At 51.3% G+C, this 19021-nt stretch carries 14 protein-coding genes and 1 pseudogene; 1 reads left to right on the forward strand and 14 read right to left on the reverse strand.

What is annotated here, in order from left to right; translation table 11 throughout:
- Window positions 1-233 precede the first annotated feature (233 nt).
- Window positions 234-2390: a hypothetical protein gene (locus JK213_RS07525; protein ID WP_194262604.1), complete on the reverse strand. Its 2157-nt coding sequence runs from the start codon at window positions 2388-2390 to the stop codon at window positions 234-236.
- A 212-nt stretch (window positions 2391-2602) separates the two neighbouring features.
- On the opposite strand from JK213_RS07525, the pseudogene JK213_RS07530 reads away from it, so the two are divergent.
- Window positions 2603-3399 (forward strand): annotated as a pseudogene (locus JK213_RS07530) (IS5 family transposase).
- A gap of 497 nt (window positions 3400-3896) precedes the next feature.
- Here the strand turns inward: JK213_RS07530 and JK213_RS07535 are convergent.
- From JK213_RS07535 to JK213_RS07595, 13 genes are all read right to left on the reverse strand, one after another.
- On the reverse strand, window positions 3897-4910 hold the full coding sequence (locus tag JK213_RS07535; RefSeq protein ID WP_194262603.1) for a glycosyltransferase family 2 protein: 1014 nt from the start codon (window positions 4908-4910) through the stop codon (window positions 3897-3899).
- A gap of 377 nt (window positions 4911-5287) precedes the next feature.
- A complete protein-coding gene (locus JK213_RS07540) occupies window positions 5288-6703 on the reverse strand; it encodes a c-type cytochrome (protein WP_194262602.1) in 1416 nt (471 codons plus the stop codon).
- Between the two features lie 3 nt (window positions 6704-6706).
- Window positions 6707-8299 (reverse strand): GMC family oxidoreductase, encoded by a 1593-nt coding sequence (locus JK213_RS07545; protein WP_194262601.1) that lies wholly within the window; start codon window positions 8297-8299, stop codon window positions 6707-6709.
- Between the two features lie 24 nt (window positions 8300-8323).
- Entirely contained in the window at window positions 8324-8929 is a 606-nt protein-coding gene (locus JK213_RS07550; RefSeq protein WP_194262600.1) for a sugar dehydrogenase complex small subunit, read from the reverse strand.
- A 61-nt stretch (window positions 8930-8990) separates the two neighbouring features.
- Window positions 8991-9461: a heme-binding protein gene (locus JK213_RS07555; RefSeq protein ID WP_194262599.1), complete on the reverse strand. Its 471-nt coding sequence runs from the start codon at window positions 9459-9461 to the stop codon at window positions 8991-8993.
- Between the two features lie 175 nt (window positions 9462-9636).
- Complete coding sequence (locus JK213_RS07560; protein ID WP_194262598.1) at window positions 9637-10998, reverse strand: cytochrome c; 1362 nt, start codon at window positions 10996-10998, stop codon at window positions 9637-9639.
- Between the two features lie 57 nt (window positions 10999-11055).
- On the reverse strand, window positions 11056-13293 hold the full coding sequence (locus JK213_RS07565) for a xanthine dehydrogenase family protein molybdopterin-binding subunit (protein WP_211571325.1): 2238 nt from the start codon (window positions 13291-13293) through the stop codon (window positions 11056-11058).
- Window positions 13290-13763, reverse strand: coding sequence for a (2Fe-2S)-binding protein (locus JK213_RS07570; protein WP_194262707.1), 474 nt, complete (start codon window positions 13761-13763; stop codon window positions 13290-13292). The genes JK213_RS07565 and JK213_RS07570 overlap by 4 nt, the downstream gene beginning before the upstream one ends.
- Window positions 13764-14020: 257 nt before the next feature.
- Window positions 14021-14434, reverse strand: coding sequence for a cupin domain-containing protein (locus tag JK213_RS07575; protein ID WP_194262597.1), 414 nt, complete (start codon window positions 14432-14434; stop codon window positions 14021-14023).
- Window positions 14435-14504: 70 nt separating this feature from the next.
- Complete coding sequence (locus tag JK213_RS07580) at window positions 14505-15626, reverse strand: MFS transporter (RefSeq protein ID WP_194262706.1); 1122 nt, start codon at window positions 15624-15626, stop codon at window positions 14505-14507.
- 445 nt (window positions 15627-16071) lie between these two features.
- Window positions 16072-16818 carry an SDR family oxidoreductase gene (locus JK213_RS07585; RefSeq protein WP_194262596.1) on the reverse strand — a complete coding sequence of 249 codons (747 nt, stop codon included), beginning with the start codon at window positions 16816-16818 and terminating at the stop codon, window positions 16072-16074.
- A gap of 17 nt (window positions 16819-16835) precedes the next feature.
- A complete protein-coding gene (locus tag JK213_RS07590; RefSeq protein WP_194262595.1) occupies window positions 16836-17618 on the reverse strand; it encodes a class I SAM-dependent methyltransferase in 783 nt (260 codons plus the stop codon).
- A gap of 109 nt (window positions 17619-17727) precedes the next feature.
- On the reverse strand, window positions 17728-18753 hold the full coding sequence (locus JK213_RS07595; RefSeq protein ID WP_349291793.1) for a LysR family transcriptional regulator: 1026 nt from the start codon (window positions 18751-18753) through the stop codon (window positions 17728-17730).
- Window positions 18754-19021: the final 268 nt, after the last annotated feature.

Here is a 19021-nt window from a genome sequence, read left to right on the forward strand (position 1 = left end):
ATACTCTAACGGTTTTCGACGTCCTCCTTTTTGATCCACCAACACGAAGCAGTATCTGATGGATCAAAAAGCTCTTCATCATCGGCCGTGGGCAAATAAAAACAAACGACAGAGGGTTGCCGATAGATTGACCACCCTTCCACCACCTGATCAAAACGTATTCACTACTCTTCATTAAGAGAAGTTTGGAATCATACAAAAGCTCATCTAAATAGAATTTTTGTCAATAAAGCCTAGTGTGCAGCAACAGCGCCATCATCACTGCGCCAAGTATTTTTATTATCCATGAAAATCCATCGACCACTCCCACCACCGGCCGCTTGGTCAACATTAAGGCAATCATTGCACCAAACACGATCACTTACTTCATGTGAGGAATTTTTAATATCGTCTAAGGACTGATTAGTGCCCGTCCGTATTAGCGATACACCTTCAATATACGGAACCTGAAGAACGGTACCAAAATACGTATTAACACCCTTAATATTTCCCCCGCCCGAAACCTGGGTTCCAACGTTCCAATTTCCTGAATCGTCGGGAGCCAGGGTTGCGCCAATGCCATTATTTCCAGAAGAACTGGCCCCCATCAACGGACTATTGTTGGCGAGACGGAATGCCCCCGCGCTCCAGACATCTCCATTACCACGCACACACAAGCCGGGTGCATTGGAGTCTCCACTAGCTGTATTATTGCCAATCAGGCAAACGCCTCCAAGATTGGCACTATTGAAATTAAATGAAATCATACCCATATTTGTACCAGTATTTGCGCTGCTATCCCATTGCTTTCCGTCGATTACTAGACCCAAATTAACTTGGTAATCTGACCATATTGGAGACGTAGCAGCATCATTCTGTGTTACCCAAGAACGGGTTACGAGCACATTTGTGCCGATCGATGTGGGTGTTCTCGTTTCGAAAGAAGTATGGGAATTATTTTTTCCAAGAGACGGCGCTTCAGACCCCGGAATGTAGAAATTATATCCTTTGTACTCGTTGGCCCATCCGGAAACTGTGTTTTTGATACCGTTAGGCAGATTATTTCCGTTAATTTCCAACCCTACGCTATCGTAAGTAGGATGATAGCACACTCCAGAACTCGGCGCAGCGGAGCCTTCACAGTCAAAAGCTATAACGATACCACGCATCGTCGCTTCATTAGATTTATCTCCGTTGTAGTGAAGATCCAGTTCGTCGCCATTAAGGTAGTCTATAAGACTATCAGGATTGGCAACAGGATCAAAAGTCATGTAAAGATTTCTGCCGCCAGTCTGTGTCGGGGATCCGATCATAGCAACCGCTTGACCAAAATTATTCCGTACAGTGTCATAATTCGATGTTGGAATATCATTGGTTTTCCAAGGATGGCCGGTATTATTACCATTCATGATTCCCCAACCATTGACTGTAATCGATTTTCCATCAGGGGAAACTGACGAAACAGTCGAAACAAAATAGTTATGATTATTTATAGAACCACCGACAGAAGGATTCTGTAAACCGCTATCTGTAGTTGTATTGTTTTGCTGTGAAACATCACTCGAGATGGAATTTGTGGTTATGTACATATTGGGGTGAATTCGGGCAATCTGCTGAGTATCTAGCGGCGATCCCGATGGCAAAAAGATATGCGTCGCGTCATAGGTTACACCCTTTACCACGATTACAGGCTCGTCATTTCCCGTTTGATCATAATGAACGACCGTATCGAAAGATGGATCATTCGCAATGTTTGATGCACTTGTGAGGTTTGTAGATAAACCTGCGCGAGTATCAAATACGCTTTTATTAGTAGTAACCGTACACGTCAGGCAACCAAGGTCCATAAACCCATCAGGACGCCCACGCAGAACAATAGATGAGCCCGTACCAAGATTGTCTGTTGCAACAGACGATGTACTCGCTCCAGCTCGTTGAGATCCCAGCCAAAGTGCGTGAGGAGGAACGTAAGGATCAGAATTTTGTCCCGGCAAAGCGTAAGAAGACTGTTTGCCACCAATTGAAAGAATTGGGGTATTTACTCCCGTGCTTGTAAGGTTTGCGACCGTACTATTCACCATAGGCGAGTATATTGGAGAATTTATATTACCAGAACTATCAACCCCATCAGACCCACAAGATATTGGATGAGAATTTTCATCTAGACCACAAATTTGCTGAGTAATTAATACTTCTTTCCATTTTCCATTATTGTCTTTGTAATTCTCCACAACGGGCACATTGGATGAATCCAATTTTGCTTCCATGGTTATGGGACGTATTTTCCCATTGGAATCTTTATAATTTTCAATAATATTATCACTTGTAGCAGCATTGGCTTTTGTTACCCCCAAAGGGACACTCGATAAAAATATAATTATGAAAGCGTGCTTAAATATGCGATTGCTCACAATAAATATCCAATTTTGTTTTTTGATTTTATAGCTTGCGCTCGGCTGGTTTGTACTTATACATAAACACCAGCATACCAAACATAGCATATATGGCGAATTTTCTCAATAGCTAAGCGTTTCTTTTCCCACAATTGGAAATGAGTCATGCCGTCGAAATGTCGATATTTCTCGGGTCTGTTAGATCTTGAAATGCTTCCCATATTGTAGGGATGGAAGAAGGATACGGAACAGGCACTTTTACGGACGAGACATGGGCGATCTGGGAACCTCTGATTGAGGCGGTTCGCCCACGAGGCAAGACGCCGCCCCATGATCTGCGGCGCACGATAGCAGCGATTTTCTGGCGCCATGAGAATGGCGCGAAATGGCGGAGTATCCCCGCTGAACTGGGTCCGTGGTGGCGGGCAGCACAGCTTTTCATCCGCTGGGCGAAACTCGGCGTATGGGAACGCCTGCTCGAACGGGTTCAGGAACAACACGGAGTGGCGTTCGGAATGACTTTTCTGGATGGCACGAACATCAGGGCTCACCACAAAGCGGCGGGAGTCCAAAAAAAGGGGCCTCTTTCGAAGAGCGAGACCATCGTGAAGCACTTGGCCGCTCTCGCGGCGGTTATGGTACGAAAGTCTGCGTGATCGCTGATGGACATGGAAAAGCCTTTGGTTTTGCGCTGCCCCCCGGACAGGCTCATGAACTGCCCCTGGTACCAGCCATGCTCGACAGTCTTCCCGCCATCCCCCTGTGGGTCGTGGCGGACAAGGGCCACGCGTCGAACGCCTTTCATGAACGGATATGGGACATGGGAGCCAGGCCCGCCATTCCTGCGAAACGACGCGATGGGGCGGTCGCCTGCCCAAAATGGGTCTATCGGTGCCGGCATCTCGTTGAGAATCTCTGAGCTCGCCTCAAGGAGTGGCGCGCTGTCGCAACCAGATACGAAAAAACAGCAATATCGTTCCTCGCCGTCATCCACATCGCTGCCGCAGCAGACTGGATTAAGCCATAACAGGCCCTAGCGTTCGCTATATTGAGTATTTTGCGCCCAAACCAGTATCGAGAATGGTGTAAAATCATTGAGATGACGGTTAAAATGGCGCACCCGTACCCGCAAACATTTCGTTGATTTATTTACGGAAACCACTTCAGAATCAATAAAGCGGTTGGAGATAAGCAATCACTCTTGGCAACTGATTGGTGGATGGAGAGTCTGCGCGCACTCTTTCCCGAGAATCATGGCCACTCTCAGCTTGATGACGACTAAGTGTTGGGCGAGACTATTTTTTGAACCGTAATGGTCAGCGCGGGTGTAACTAGACAATACACAACTACAGGAAGCAACGTCGAGAATTCATAAAATACAACAAGAGAAAAATATCAACGACGCAACCGGTCGGAATTATGTTCGGGAGTATAAAGGACTGACGACGGCAGCAACCAGCTACGACAGATGCTCAGCCCTCTATTCCCCAGTCCACTCTCATGCTTTGGTTATAAAGCGCAAGCCTACGACATGCGTCTTAAAGTCGATATAAATGGCGGGGTAATTTCTTTTCTTGTTCCAAATTTAAACCCTGATGAAATAAAAAATTTCCTGCAAGAAAGCTTTATAAAATAAACCGCCCACCTTACATACGTACCAATCTGTATTTTCATTAAATTTAGTATAGATTTTTTATAAAAACTATTTTTCATTAGGTCAATTGAATGTTTCAAAAGATATGATTGATATTTCGCATTTATAGCAAATTGAATTTTTCTATCAATTACTATATTTCTCGATATACAGAATTCCATTATTTTTTTTGGTATTTTCATCAACTGTAGCGCAGGTAGATTTATCTTTGAAAGAGATCCATCTCTAACTGTATAAAAATAAAGAGCATCTGGAATAACCATGAATTTTGCTCCAGCTACAACCATACATGAATAAAACAGAGAGTCTTCGCCAATGCTCAATTCTTTATCGTAAAAAATATTCTCTTTTAAGATAAATTCCTTACGGAAAACGGGCTTCATATAACATAAAGGCATAGTTTTCTGTAAACCTGGCCAATCCATAGACATATAACGAAATATGTTTATATATTTATTGTATTTCATCCATTCTGGAGAAAATGCATTCTCTCGCGAATTTTCGGTTAAAACAACAAGCTGATCCGCAAGCATATCAAGATTATTTTTTTCCATATGCTCGATCATTATTGATAGTCTGTCTTCTCTCCACAAATCATCTGAATCAAGTATTGCTATATATTTTGCTTTAGATTTTCTGATTCCGAAATTTCTTGACTCTGAAACCCCGAGATTTTTAGCATTCTCAAAATATATGATGCGCTCATCAAGCTCACAAAGCTTTAATGATTTTTCTCTAGTTTTATCACGAGATGCATCGTTAACAATAATTATCTCAAAATTACTCATCGTCTGCTTCAGAACAGAATGAACAGCTTGCTCGATAAAATCTTCAGCATTATATGCTGGGATAATGACTGAAACAACACAATCGATTTTGCCCACAAAACACCTAAATATGCTAAATCCATGCATTAGGATACTATAATATACAATTTAAATAGAAAATCCACTTTTGATAAAAATGTGAACGGTATCATGACATTCGGCTTCAGATACTCTGGAAGAGAAAGATATAGAATTCTACCTGTCGGGACGGAGATTTTGCGGGAAGCCTGTCAGGTACAATAGGCCGATATACAAACACCACAAGCGCATTGAGAGTCATATGAGAAACTCAAGAGACGTCGTGCCTTAGCGCATTGTCCGATGTTGTCTTAACCAGAGGGCATCAACTTTTTGTATCGAAAGTGATATTTTCCGAACATGTTGTATGTCACTCTGGACCAGACGATTATGGATACATAATTCTCCAGACACGGTTATTTTTTACTGGAATTGCGTTTTTTGCGCCTGATAATCATTAGGATCACAAAAACCAAAACGGCCATGATGCTTACACCGCCTATGGCAGCAATCTGGGCATATCGAACAAGGAAAGGCTTGGCTCCCCCCTCTTTAAGAAGCGTGACGTCCGCTGCATTGACGTGGATCGCGTCATTTCCAAAGCGCTGAAGAACATAATTCGCTACGGATGCCACCTGCGCGTCGTTGAGCTGTTTTTCAAACGCAGGCATCGTGACAGTACCGTTATTCGTCGCACGGTTCACGCCCTTGAGGATTGCCATCACCAGATTTTGGGCCGTTGGGCCACCCACTGCGGTATTTGAGGTCAATGACGGGTAGAACTGGTCATGTGTCCCTTGTCCGTTAAGCTGATGACATGAAGCACAGGCTCCCGTGTAAAGCTCCGCGCCATTGATGCTGGAAGCGTTCGCCAGGGCATCGGGACTGCGGTTTATAGGAGCATCAAGAACAGCCAGATCGACAGGTTTCCCAGTTGTAACGCTGAAGCCGGGACGGCTCTGGTTCGGGTTTCTTACAGGCTTGACGGTCCGAAGATACCGGACAATCGCATCAAGATCCGCATCGTTAAGATGCCGTAGGCTGTGTTCAACCGCTTCGGCCATTCCCCCGGCCGCTTGGCTTTTACCGTGAGCAGCGCCGTCTCGAAGATAAGACTTGAGTTCGTCGTCGCTCCAGCCGCCAAGGCCACTTATGGCGTCGGATGTGAGGTTGGGCGCATGCCAGCCACCAAGATCAGCGCCAGCGAGAAAACGGCTCTGATCTTCCGACATGCCGATGTTTCGCGGTGTATGGCAGGTTGAACAATGGGCCAGTACCTTAACCAGATACTCTCCCCGCTGTGTGCCGCCTGCTGCTGTTGTAGCGGCTGACATAGGTTTACCGGTTGAGTACAGAAGATTCCACCCGGCCATCAACCAACGTTGATTGAAGGGAAATGGCAAAGCAGTGTGCCTTTCCGGAGGTAAATCAACAGGCTTGGTGCCCTTCGTGAAATAGAGATACAGGGCATGAATATCAGCATCGCTGATCCCCGAATATGCCGTATAGGGCATGGCCGGATAAAGATGACCTTCAGGCGCGATACCTTCGCGCACAGCCCTGGAGAACTGGGTTTCCGTCCAGTTTCCGATCCCGTACTGCCGGGACGGCGAAATATTGGTCGCGATGATGTCCCCGAGCGGAGAGGAGATGACATAACCACCGCCATAGGATTTGCCGCCAGGATTGGTATGACAGGCCATACAATCCGCAGCGCGGGCGATATACGCCCCCTGCCTGACGAGATCTTCCGTACTGGCCTGCGCCATAGCCAGACTGGGAATCGCTGTAAGGATGACAAGACCGAGACCAGGTGCAAGATAGCGAGGCATGGCTCAGACTTCCTTTGCGATAATGTCTGCTGACCTGATGGCCAGAGCGACACCAGCCAGTGTGGGGTTCACAACGCCGCAGGCCGGAATCACGCCGGTGGTTGCCATAAACAGATTGCTGTGGTCCCAACTCCGACATTCGCCGTTTACGACAGATGTTTTCGCATCGTCCCCCATCAGGACAGTACCCATGATGTGGTCCCGGTTCTGCCAGCCGGTATTGTCGTTGATAACAGTACCTCCCATGCCCGCAACGAATTTCGCGTAGTCTGCCTTGGCGACAACAGCGCCTTTCTCAATATAGTCGTCTGTGTCGTAGTGAATGGTCATGGTGGGAATACCGAGGGCATCCCTGCGGGTTGTGGACGGCTGAATCCGGTTGGATGGGCTCGGCAGGAGTTCGAAGACCGTTGAAATATCGACCCATCGTGCAGCCCAGTCCTTGATTTTTTCATCCAGTTCGGGCCCTACGATGCCCTGAGACAACAAATGCTGCGTAATGGCTCGATTAGGCACTGTGTTTGTCAGCGCATGTTTGATGGCTGAGTGTTCACGTCGGAAATCACCATCACGCCAGTTGAAAATTCCCCCTTGCTGCACCTGGCCACGTCCTGGCCATAGGGGTTCATCTGCCAGAAACTGTAGCCCCATCCCTGTGTGGTCCATAAGGTTGCGGCCCACCTGATCGGAAGCGTTGGCAACGTCGGACATGAGTAGGAGCTTGGGTGTTTCAAGTCCATTACTGGCAATGATGAAGTAGCGCGCTGTCAGACGGACATCCTTGTGTTCGGACGTTCTGTAGTGAGCCGCCACGATCTTACCGTCAGGCCCCTTCTCAAGCTTGAAGACCGTTGCATTTTCAATAATTTTTCCTCCGAGCGCCTGAACATGTCTGGCATGCACATCTCCAGAGTACATGGCGCCAATGGGGCAGACAGGCATGCAGTTGTTGTTCCCTGAACATCCAGGGCGCCCATCCCAAGGCTGGTTGGTCCGGGCGTTGGGTTCATGGATGAAATTGAAACCTTCAGGCGTCAGACGGGCCTTGAGCCGCTGAAAGTAATAGGTTTCGGCTTCCGGCGGAACGGGATAGGGCGTTGATCGTGCCGGAAACTGGTGGTTGCTGCCCTGACCGGACTGATCCTGAGTATCACTGCCTGCAACGCCAAGGTTGAACTCGGCACGTCCATAGTAGGGTTCGAGGTCTTCATAAGAGATCGGCCAATCGCGCCCCACACCGTAAAGGGTTTTGAGTTTCATATCGTTGGGCAGGAACCGCCATGTTGCTCCGGCCCAATGCCAGGTGGTTCCTCCAACCAAACGCAACATTCCTGGAAGAAATTTAAAGTTTCCAGTGTTCTCGATATAGCCCGGGGAAAAAGAGGTCGGAGCCCAGGGCTGATTGGGATACGGATCGTTATGATTGCCCTTACGGGGAGAAGAGCGGAAATTTTCGACAATTTTCCAGCGCGGTATTGATTGTCCGGATTCCAGAACAATAACCGATTTGCCATGCTTCAGAAGTTCATAGGCAGCATTACTTCCAAGCGCCCCTGAACCAACGACAATAACATCTGCATCATACTGAATGGTCATTTTTATATTTACCTGAAACAGAAGTTAGCCGGCATTCTGGGCAGACGGAGGGTTCACCCAATAATTTGTGCGTCCTCTGGCATAGCTTGGAATAACGGTCGTATCTTTTGTAGGCGCATACATCAACGCACCGACATAGGTAATGAATGTTGCATCATCTACGGGATGACCGACGGCCGGAGTTGCGTCCATTGCCGGCGTACCGGTGTAACCAAGATAACAGGCGGAAATAATGCTCAGCGCCACGGAGGCGAGGTCTTTATTCTGTTGGGCATAACTGGCGAAATTCGACATATCCGTGAGGTCGGCGGCTTTCAGGGACTCTCTCAAATCGTTCGCTCTGACAGGGAAGTTACTGTCTTTTTGGGTAAGGGCTTTCAGTATCCGCCTGGAAAATTCAGGATTGAAATTGTCCTTTCCCGTCAGAACCACGCAAAGCTGATGGAAATCAGTAGACGTCAGAAGCCCTGCGGCACGCGCGATACCCGGAAGACTTCCTATGACGGGAAGTGCAAGGGAGGCTGCCAAAAGCTGGCGACGAGAGAGGCCGTTTTGTGTGGAACGCACGATGTTTCCCTCCTCAGGTAACAACCCGCCATATGACAGAAAATGATGGTTCGACAGGATCAAGCATCAGTGAATGTGCTTTAAAGGCCATGTTCCTGCGTGCCTGACAAAATCCTGAATATCGTCACAATGCACTGGCAGCAGCGTGCGCTACAGCAATATCTTTCTCGCCATCAGGGGTACTGATTGCGATAGAACCAACAATCGTCTTGCCGACATAAAGCGGAAGACCGCCAGGATTGGAGGATAAATCGGGAACTGCCAGATTATGCACTTCACCTTTCAGAAGGCTCTGGTAAGCAGTATTTGTGTCTGTTTTGAAAAAAGCCGCTGATTTTGCTTTTGCCAAAGCGGATGCAAGGCAGTTCGGGGTCGCGTCGACCTGACGCTGGACATAGAGGGGCATGCCGTCAGGATCGGCAATCACGATGCAACCTTCAATATGCTGTCGTGCAAGAGCGTCTCGCGCAGCTGAAGCCATTTTCAATATGTCTTTATCCTCAAGAGCCGGACGCTGTCCGACCGCAGATGCGGGAACGAAAAAAGAAGACGTCTCCAAAATAGAAATGAATAAAACCGGTATTATTTTTGTCATAACGTCTCTCTTATCTGGTTTTATGGGAGTGATGATCTAACCTGCATTCCACTTACTCCCGAAAGTACCTCCGATGCGGACGTCGTGCGGAACGGAAATCGGCTCTTTCCACACAGCTTTGTCTCAATACAGGCACGTTACCTGATTGCACGATCTAAAACCGGTCAGGACAGGTTCAATTTATTTTGAGGATAACGACACCACTGTCTGCTGGACGGGTTTTCTTCCGTAGCGTCTTGACCTCTGCTGCAGTGACAGAAGCACCACGATTCCCCCACGACGAACGGACAAAGGTCAGCACATCCGCAATGTCCCCGTCGGAAAGCTGTTCACGATACGACGGCATTCGGTAGGAATCCGGCACACCGGCCGCGACGACACGACCAGACCCGTTGAGTGTAACGTTGATGGAAGAGGAACTGTCCGGCACCAGAGATGAGGCGGCTCCCGCCAATGGCGGAACCCACTGTCCCTGCCCGCGTCCATCCGCCCCATGACAGAAACTGCACTTCGCCATGTAGGTCTGCGCACCGGGGATGCCCTGCCGTCCGGCGGGTTGGAGTGCCTTGGCCTGTGTCGGCTCATACTGCCACGGCGTTCCGTCACGTTGCGCGTTGCCAGGCAGAGACTTGAGATAGTGTGCCACTGCCCGCAGATCATCATCCGAGAAAAACTGCGTCGAGTTGTTGAAAGCCTCTGTCATGGAGCCGAACACAACAGCATGGTCGTTCCGGCCGGTCTTGAGAAAACGGAAGACATCGTCCTCGCTCCACCGGCCCAGACCCGTGTTTGCATCGTTGCGCAGGCTGGGCGCAAACCAGCCATCGATCAGAGCGCCGGAGACAAAAGCCGCACTATGACTGTCTGTCCCCTTTTCGTTGAAGGCCAGACTTCGCGGCGTATGACAGGCCCCGCAGTGCCCCGCCCCTTCAACAAGATAGGCCCCCCGGTTCCATTGGGCATCTTTCGACGTGTCCGGGCGATGAACGTCTGACGGGGCAAAAACCACATTCCAGAAAGCCAGAGGCCAGCGCATGTTCAGCGGCCAGGGGATCGTGCTTTTCCGGTTTTCCAGATGAACGGCCGGGACGCCCTTCATGAAATAGGCATAAAGCGCTTTGACATCATCGTCAGAAAGCTTGGCATAGGACGGATAGGGCATGGCCGGATAAAGACGGTGCCCATCCTTTGCCACACCGGAACGAAGCGCCCTGTCGAAATCCGCCAGCGTATAGGCACCGATCCCAGTCTCACGGTCAGGCGTGATGTTGGTTGCAAAGATTGCGCCCATCGGCGTCACCATCTTCAGGCCCCCGGTATAGGCTGCCCCACCCGGCACACTGTGACAGGCCACGCAATCCGTCAGACGGGAGACATACTCCCCTCGCGCCACGAGTTGCACCGACGGCTCCCCCTGAGAACCGGTTTTCTCAAAGGACGACGCAGGGAGACGGGTCACGAACCATGCCGTTCCCGCAGCCAGAACAGCCGACGCAGGGATCACGACTGCGAAAATTTTCTTCAGGCGGTTAGTCATGTTCAGTTCCGCACTCTTTCTGCTGCACGCGGGACGTGCCAGACGACGATCAAAGTCTCAGCTTGCAAAGTCATGACGTGACAGCGGCATGCTTCGGATACGCCGCCCGGTCAGGGTCGAAACCGCGTTCGCCACCGCGGGCGGAATGGCAGGCAGCGGAGGCTCCCCGACGCCGCCCATCTTCTCGCCACTCTCGACAATCTTCACATGCACACGAGGCATCTGATTCAAAGCGAGAATTGGGTAGCCATCATAGTTCCGCGCGCGCGGCATACCGTTCTCGTAAACAGTCTCTTCAAGAAGCACCTGAGACAGTCCGAGGGCTATGGCTCCGTTGACCTGCGCTTCCACAATCGCCGGGTTCACGACCTTTCCGGGGTCGATGGCTTCCCAGACCTCGTGCACCCTGACACGCCCGTTTTCGAGCGATACTTCCGCAATCGCCGCAGCTTCAGACCCGAAAGGGGACGCCATGCCAATCCCGCGTGCGCGGCGTGAACCATCCGCCGCCGTAAACGGGCCACGCTTCCAGCCACCGGACAGGTCTGCAACCGCCTTAAGCAAAGTCGTCAGGCGCCTGTTGGCCCGGAGCAGGTGTAATCGAAGCTCGTAAGGGTCCTGATGTCCCTTGTCCGCAAGCTCGTCCAGAAATGTTTCATAGAGAAAATCATTCATGGAGTTCCCGACGGAACGCCAGTAACCTAGCATCACGGGGTTTTTGACAAAATGCTGGGCAATCCGTCGGTCAGGGATGTCGTACGACTTTCCGGTCAGGCCTTCGAGAGCGCTGTCATCCAGCTTGTCGCCGCGCTTGTTGTTGAGGCCTTCTGTTGGACCTTCAGTCGCACTGACGGCCTCAAGAGCTACGGGAATGCCGTTCCTATCCAGTCCGCCGCGAAACCGTACTGCCGCCATCGGTCGCAGCGTATCGCGCAGAAATTCTTCCTCACGGCTCCAGATCAGCTTAACAGGACGGCCGGTTTCCTTTGCCAGCGTAATCGCCTGTGGATAGGGACTGGCTGTCTCGTAAAGAAAATGACGACCAAAAAATCCACCCAGCATCTGGGAATGAATGATAATTTTTTCGACGGGCAGGCCCGTGCGTTTGGCAATGTCCGCACGGAACATGTCCGGCGCCTGATTGGGCACCCAGACCTCCAGCGCGCCATCAGGATTGAAACGGGCTAACGCGGACGGCGGTTCGAGCTGTGCATGATTCACATACTGGCTTGCATAGGTCGCCTCCACGACCGTATGGGCATTTTTCAGCCCCCGGACCACATCGCCTCTGGTTTCCGCATCCTCACCGGGGCCGTGTGCATCAGCCAGCTCCTTCCGGAAAGCTTCCGTCGAAAAGTCGGCAGGCATGACCCGCATCGTCGTGTCCGGTCCAGGCTCTTGCCAGTCTATCAGAGCGGCCTCGGCCGCCCGCTTTGCGTCCCACCAGCGTTCGGCCACCACCGCAAATGCGCCCGGAAGACGATGCGTGGAATGCACCCCTTTCATCGCCCGAACCTGGTCTTCATTACGGACTGTCTGGATGGTCATGCCAAGCCGGGGCGCGTGCTGAACGGCCGCATGAAGCATATCAGCCAGGCTGACATCAACCGTATAGACCACCTTGCCCGTCGATTTGTCGTGGACATCCACGCGCGGGACCGGCGCACCGATCCAGCGAAATTCTCCCGGCTCCCTGAGCCTGACAGTGGCGGGATCCGGCACCGGCAAGCTCATTGCTGCGTGAGCCAGCTCCCCATAGGCAATCGAGCGTTCGGACGGCTTATGAATCACCCGGCCAGGCTGCGTCGTCAGTTCCTCTACAGGTACGTCAAACTGCCGTGCGGCTGCCTGTAGCAGCATCTCGCGAGCCAATGCCCCGAGCCGGCGCATCGCGGAATAGCCGTTCCGAATGGACATACTGCCGCCGGTGATGCGCATCCCGTTGTTCATGACAACATACGCGTCACCCGGAGGAGCGTTCTCGACGACAAAGGTGGCCGGATCGGCATCCAGTTCCTCACCGACGATCTGGGCCATGGCCGTGAATGTACCCTGCCCCCCTTCAACAAAGGGGCTCTGAAGCCGCACCGTACTGTCAGGCCGTATTTCCAGAAACGCCGGAACCTTGGTACCACGCAGTTTCGTTGCCTCGGCACGCGCACTCCGCTGGGGCACGCCCAGCCCGAGAACAAAGGCTCCTGCCGCGATACCCGCCGAAGACAGCATAAAGCGACGCCGGGAGAGATTGACCGGAACGTCACTCATTGCCATCGCATCGAATGGAGCGTTCCTCACTTCTTCGCTCCTTCCTGCCCTACGTCTCCTGCCAGGTCATGGATCGCGGCACTGATGGCATTATAGGTTCCACAGCGACAGAGATTGACCATGACCGCCCTGATATCGTCGTCCGTAGGATGCGGGGTCTGTTTGAGCAGCGATGTCGCCGCCATGACCTGTCCGGATTGGCAATAACCGCATTGAGGCACCTGATGCCTGATCCATGCAGCAACAACCCGCTGGCCGATCTCGTCCTGCTCGATCGCCTCAATGGTCGTGATTGCCGCAGAACCCAACTCACCGACCGGAGTAACGCAGGACCGGACGGCATTCCCGTTAATGAGAACCGTGCAGGCACCGCATTGCGCGAGGCCGCACCCGTATTTGGTACCCATCATTTTCAGGTCGTCACGCAGCACCCACAGCAGAGGGGTATCCGGCTCGACATCGATGTGGTGCTGCACACCATTGATCGTCAGTTCCATCAGCCCCTCATTATCAGGCACAGTTAATCAGGTTTCTGTTTTCAGGACGCAATGAAGCCGATACTCGCTTTGCTTCCCGTGGCAGGCATCAGCCGGAATTCTTGAGTCAATAAAAAACCTTATGGACTGTTTTCAGGATAGATCCTTCCCACTCAGAGAATAATCCCCAAAAAACATCTTATGGTCATGAAAATCATTCATGGATCGGCGTCATACACCGTCCAAACATCCCGGCCTTCAAACCTGCACGTCAGAATATGTCAAGAGTCCGACAAGGCCCCGTTGTTATATTCGTTGTCAGAAACATGTTCGAGCCAGTCGACGGGAGAACCGTTCTGCTTTTCCTGAATGGCAATATGGCTCATCGCCGTAGTCGCTGCCGCGCCATGCCAGTGCTTCTCGCCCGGCGCAAACCAGATCGTATCGCCGGGATGGACTTCCTCGACAGGACCGCCTTCGCGCTGCACCCAACCACATCCAGTCGTAACGATCAGGGTCTGCCCGAGCGGGTGGGTGTGCCATGCGGTTCGAGCACCAGGCTCGAACGTTACAAGTGCTGTCGTCACCTGTGCAGGCTCGGGTGGATTGAACAGGGGATCGATGCGAACCGTCCCGGTAAACCAGTCGGCGGGGCCCTTCACAGAGGGTTGCGATCCAATGCGCTTGATATCCATGGTCACTGTTCCTGTATGTCGTTCGAAAATGTTGGGCTTGGTCAGTTTCCCGGCCTGAATACCCGCAAAATTATGGTTGGCGGCCCAGCCTCATCGTCAACAAAGCCAGCAGGGATGCGAGCACAAGCACACACGCACTGACTGCAAAGGTCGCCTGATATCCAATCCCGTCGAACAGGATTCCTCCACAGGTTGCTCCCAACGTAATGGCCAGCTGGACGACAGCGACCATCAAGCCGCCTCCTGCTTCCGCATCCTGCGGGAGCGTCCGGGCGAGCCAGGTCCACCATCCCACAGGGGCGGATGTCGCAAACAGGCCCCATATCGCCAGCATTACGGCAGAGACAACAATCCATTGTCCCAAAACAAGAAGCCCGAGCGCCAGAAGCGCCATGAGAAGAGGAGTAACAATCAGAACGGGGTAGACACTCTTCTTCAGCACGCTTCCGATCAGCACGGTGCCAATAAAGCCGGAAATTCCCATCAGCAAAAGGATTAGGGACAGCGTGGACACATCGACATGAGCCACATCTTCAAGGAACGGCCGGACATAGGTGAAGAGCGTAAACTGTCCCATGAAGAAGAGGCTGACGGCAATCATCCCCATTCTTACAACCGGGCGCGTCAATAGAGCGAATACACTTGCAGATTGGTGATGGCGTTCACTGGGCATCGACGGAAGGCTGAGAAGCTGCCAGACGAAAACCACGACAGCCACAGGCACGACGCAGAAAAAAGCGCCACGCCAGCCAATCAGACCACCGAGAAAGCTGCCCGCAGGTGCCGCAATAACTGTAGCAAGAGCGTTTCCGCCATTCAGGATGGCAAGCGCGCGAGGAACATGCTGATCTTCGACAAGACGCATCGCCGTTGCGGCGGACATTGACCAGAAGCCCCCTATCACCACGCCGATCATCGCCCGTCCGAGCATGAAGATGACGTAATTCGGCGCCAGAGAAACAACTATTCCTGAAACAATCATCATCCCAATCAGGGTCAACAACAGTGTTTTGCGATTGATCCCCTTTGCCAATGCGGAAATGAAAAGGCTGGTCAGGACCGCAAATGCGCCAGAGACCGAAATGGCCTGACCCGCCTGCCCTTCGCTGATATGTAGATCCGCTGCAATCGGTGTCAGAAGACTGACAGGCATAAACTCCGATGCAACAAGCGCGAAAGCGCCAAGAGACATGGCGAGCACAGCCCCCCAGGATCCTGAGGGGGTATCAGAAGCCTGGCTCGTTTCAGAAAATGTTTGAGAGAGAGTATCCATTAGACCTCAAGATCAGGACGATCCACCAGCACGGTTATTTTGAAAAATAACGCGCAAAATCCGCAAACCACCGCCGCCTGAAACATGATTCTCGTGCGTCCACGAACGTTACTCATGGTGACCGGCAGAGTTGATAAGGGAATTTAGGCAATAGAGAACATTCAGACTAGACACTATAAAACGAGCATAGTCATGAATAATATTCATGAATGACCGTTGCGTACCGGCCGATCAAAAGCGCATAGAGGTCAGCCCCGTCCCGATAAAGGACTGTTTTATTGGTTTTTCTTGAATGCATGTAAAAGGCCGTGCCCTTTTCAGGACACGGCCCATCTGAATTGTGATCCGCGCTGTCAGCGCTATGTTATATCTGCTGCTTTGTGGGACGGAAAAGAATTTCGTTGATATCCACATCTTCCGGCTGGCTGATCGCAAAAGCGACACACCGGGCAAATGAGTCTGCACTGATCGCAATACCAGGAACAAAATTCCTGAGTTGCTCCGCAGTCACCTCATCATGAACGCCATTGAGCAACTCAGACTGAACCGCTCCCGGCGAAATGACCGTCGTACGCAGGTTGTAGGGTTTCACTTCAGCCCGCAATCCCTCGGACAGCGCACGAACCGCGAATTTCGTGGCCGAGTAAACTGCACTGTTTTCCAGAACGCGATGGCCTGCAACTGAAGATACATTAATGATATGGCCGCTTTTCTGCGCTTTCATGTGTGGAAGCGCGCCTGCAATACCATAGAGAACGCCTTTGATGTTGACATCAATCATCAGATCCCACTCGTCAACGCGCAGTTTTTCGAGCGGGGATAAAGGCATAACACCTGCATTATTGAGCAGAACGTCGATTCGACCGTAAGTCTTGACAGCCGTATCAATCAGGTTCTGAACCGAAGCTCGGTCCGTCACATCCGTTTCGATCGCCAAAGCTTTGCCGCCTTTGGCCACAATATCGTCAGCAAGGACTTTGATCCGGCTTTCACGCCGTGCTCCCAGAACGACAGTCGCCCCCAATGCCGCAAGATGCCGGGCGGCTTCTGCTCCGAGACCACTGCTGGCCCCCGTAATGACAACGATCTTGTTTGCAACATTATTGTTCATGGATAGTCTCCGGATTTTTAATGGTCGATTTTCTGAAATTTCAGGACGAAGTTATCCCCCTCCCCGATGGCGGCATATTTGGCGTGATCCTTGTCCCCTAACGCGAAGGTCGGCGGTAATGTCCACACGCCCTTCGGCCAGTTGGCGGTATCACGCGGATTGGCGTTGATCTCCGACGATCCCACCAGCCTGAAACCTGCTTTTTCAATTAACGCGATCGCATAAGACTGACGGACATATCCATCTTCCGCACGCGGATCCTGCGACGCATTTGTATGGCCGCGATGGTCCTCGACACCAAATATACCACCCGGCTTCAAAGCCCGATAAATAGCTGCAAGCATTTGCGGCGCATTACCGGCTTCCATCCAGTTGTGCAGATTGCGAAAAGTCAGGACAAAATCGACACTGTCTGGCGCGACAAAATCGAGATGGCCGCTGTCAAACTGCGTTGCCCTGAATGTTTCCTTGAGTTCAGGGTGAGCGGCCACCATCTTGCTGAAGGCGGAACTTTTTCCATCTTCCGGACCAAGAGCCAGCGTATAGACGCCTTGACCATGCAGATATGGCCCCAGGATCTGCGTCCAGTACCCTCCGCCCGGCCATATTTCGACAACGCTGGCATTCGGACGCAAACCGAAAAACTGTAATTCCTCCAGAGGATGCCGAATGGGATCACGCGCCACAAACCGGGCATCGCGTGTGGGAGAATGGATTGCCTGTTCAAGCGTCGGTGCTGCCACTGCCTGACCTGCCGCGGTCATGGCAATAGCACATACGAGAGGATAAATCGCTTTCATGATATTTTCCCGTTCATATTTGACACACATGTGGCCGCACATTCCTAATGTAAGGGCTCTTTACCGGCACGATTAGCCCTTCATATCTGCATACGATCTTCGATTTTACTCATGAAACCGAAGGGGTGCCTGCCTCATAACCCATTTCCTCGACAAAGAGCGAAAATGGCATGGAATTTTGATGATGTTGGGGAAAGCAGAGATGATATCCGGTCCAGTATGGACACCAATCCTGAAGCACTTTTACCAGACGCCCATCGGCAATATATTTCTCCGCAACCATTTCCGGCATATGCGCCAGACCCAGCCCGTCCAGACAGGCATCCCGCACAGGAAAGATGCTGTTAAATATCAGAGGACCATCAACGCGGACCCTGACGTCCCGACCGTCCTTTTCAAACTCCCATGCATAGATCCCGCCATGTGTTGGCAGACGCATCGTGATGCATCGATGTTTCAGAAGATCATGTGGAACCTTCGGTTTGGGATTTTTCCTGAAATAGGATTTCGTTCCGACAACAACAAAACGAATATCCGGCGTGAGAGGCACCGAAGTCATCTCCTTGGTCACCTGCTCGCCCAGTCTAATTCCGGCGTCGAAGCGCTCGGCGACAATATCCACAAGCTTCAGATCTGCATGGATCTCGATTTTTATGTCAGGATATTTTTTAAGAAACTGCTCCATTTTTGGTCTGAGGAGATAGGCAATGACATCGTCAGTCGCGGTGACACGGATCATACCGCTTGGCGCGTCACGCAATTCGGCCAAAGAGGCAATCTGGCTTTCAATCTGATCGAAATGCGGGCCAATGTTGCGGATAAGATAATCACCCGCGTTCGTAGGCGTCACACTTCGCGTGGTCCGTGTCAGCAGTCGCAAACCAAGGCGCTCTTCCAATAGCCGGATCGTGTGGCTCAACGCGGACTGCGAAACACCCAGCTTAGCAGCAGCGCGCGTAAAGCTTTTTTCGCGCGCTACGGCCAGAAACGCGATCAGATCATTAAAATTCTCGCGAGACATATATGAGCCTTTTTCATGAGCATGATCATATTGTTTAGGGATAACTTCAGTTTCCGTCGAGGTGTAGCAACTGCATCCCCATATCGGGCTTCTCCCCGAGAGTCTCTCGCCCACGCCGCTCCCTCGACTGAATTGATAGATTCAATCTGGCCTCATAGAGGCCTCGTAAGCCAGTTGTCGGCAGCGTCGTCATGTGTGCCCCAAAGAGCGTTTCGGCCCGCACCAATAATACCGATACGTAACGGATAAAACTCTTGATGCAAAACCGTCTCTGACGATTAGTGAATAGAATTCATAATCATATTCTAGGCTCAGGACCTATTAATTTATTGAACTGAGCGAGAGGTTGTGATTCACAGGCTTACCGATGGAGGGTAGGCCT

It is taken from the genome of Gluconobacter sp. Dm-44, assembly GCF_018256175.1.
Taxonomy (GTDB): Bacteria; Pseudomonadota; Alphaproteobacteria; order Acetobacterales; family Acetobacteraceae; genus Gluconobacter; species Gluconobacter cadivus.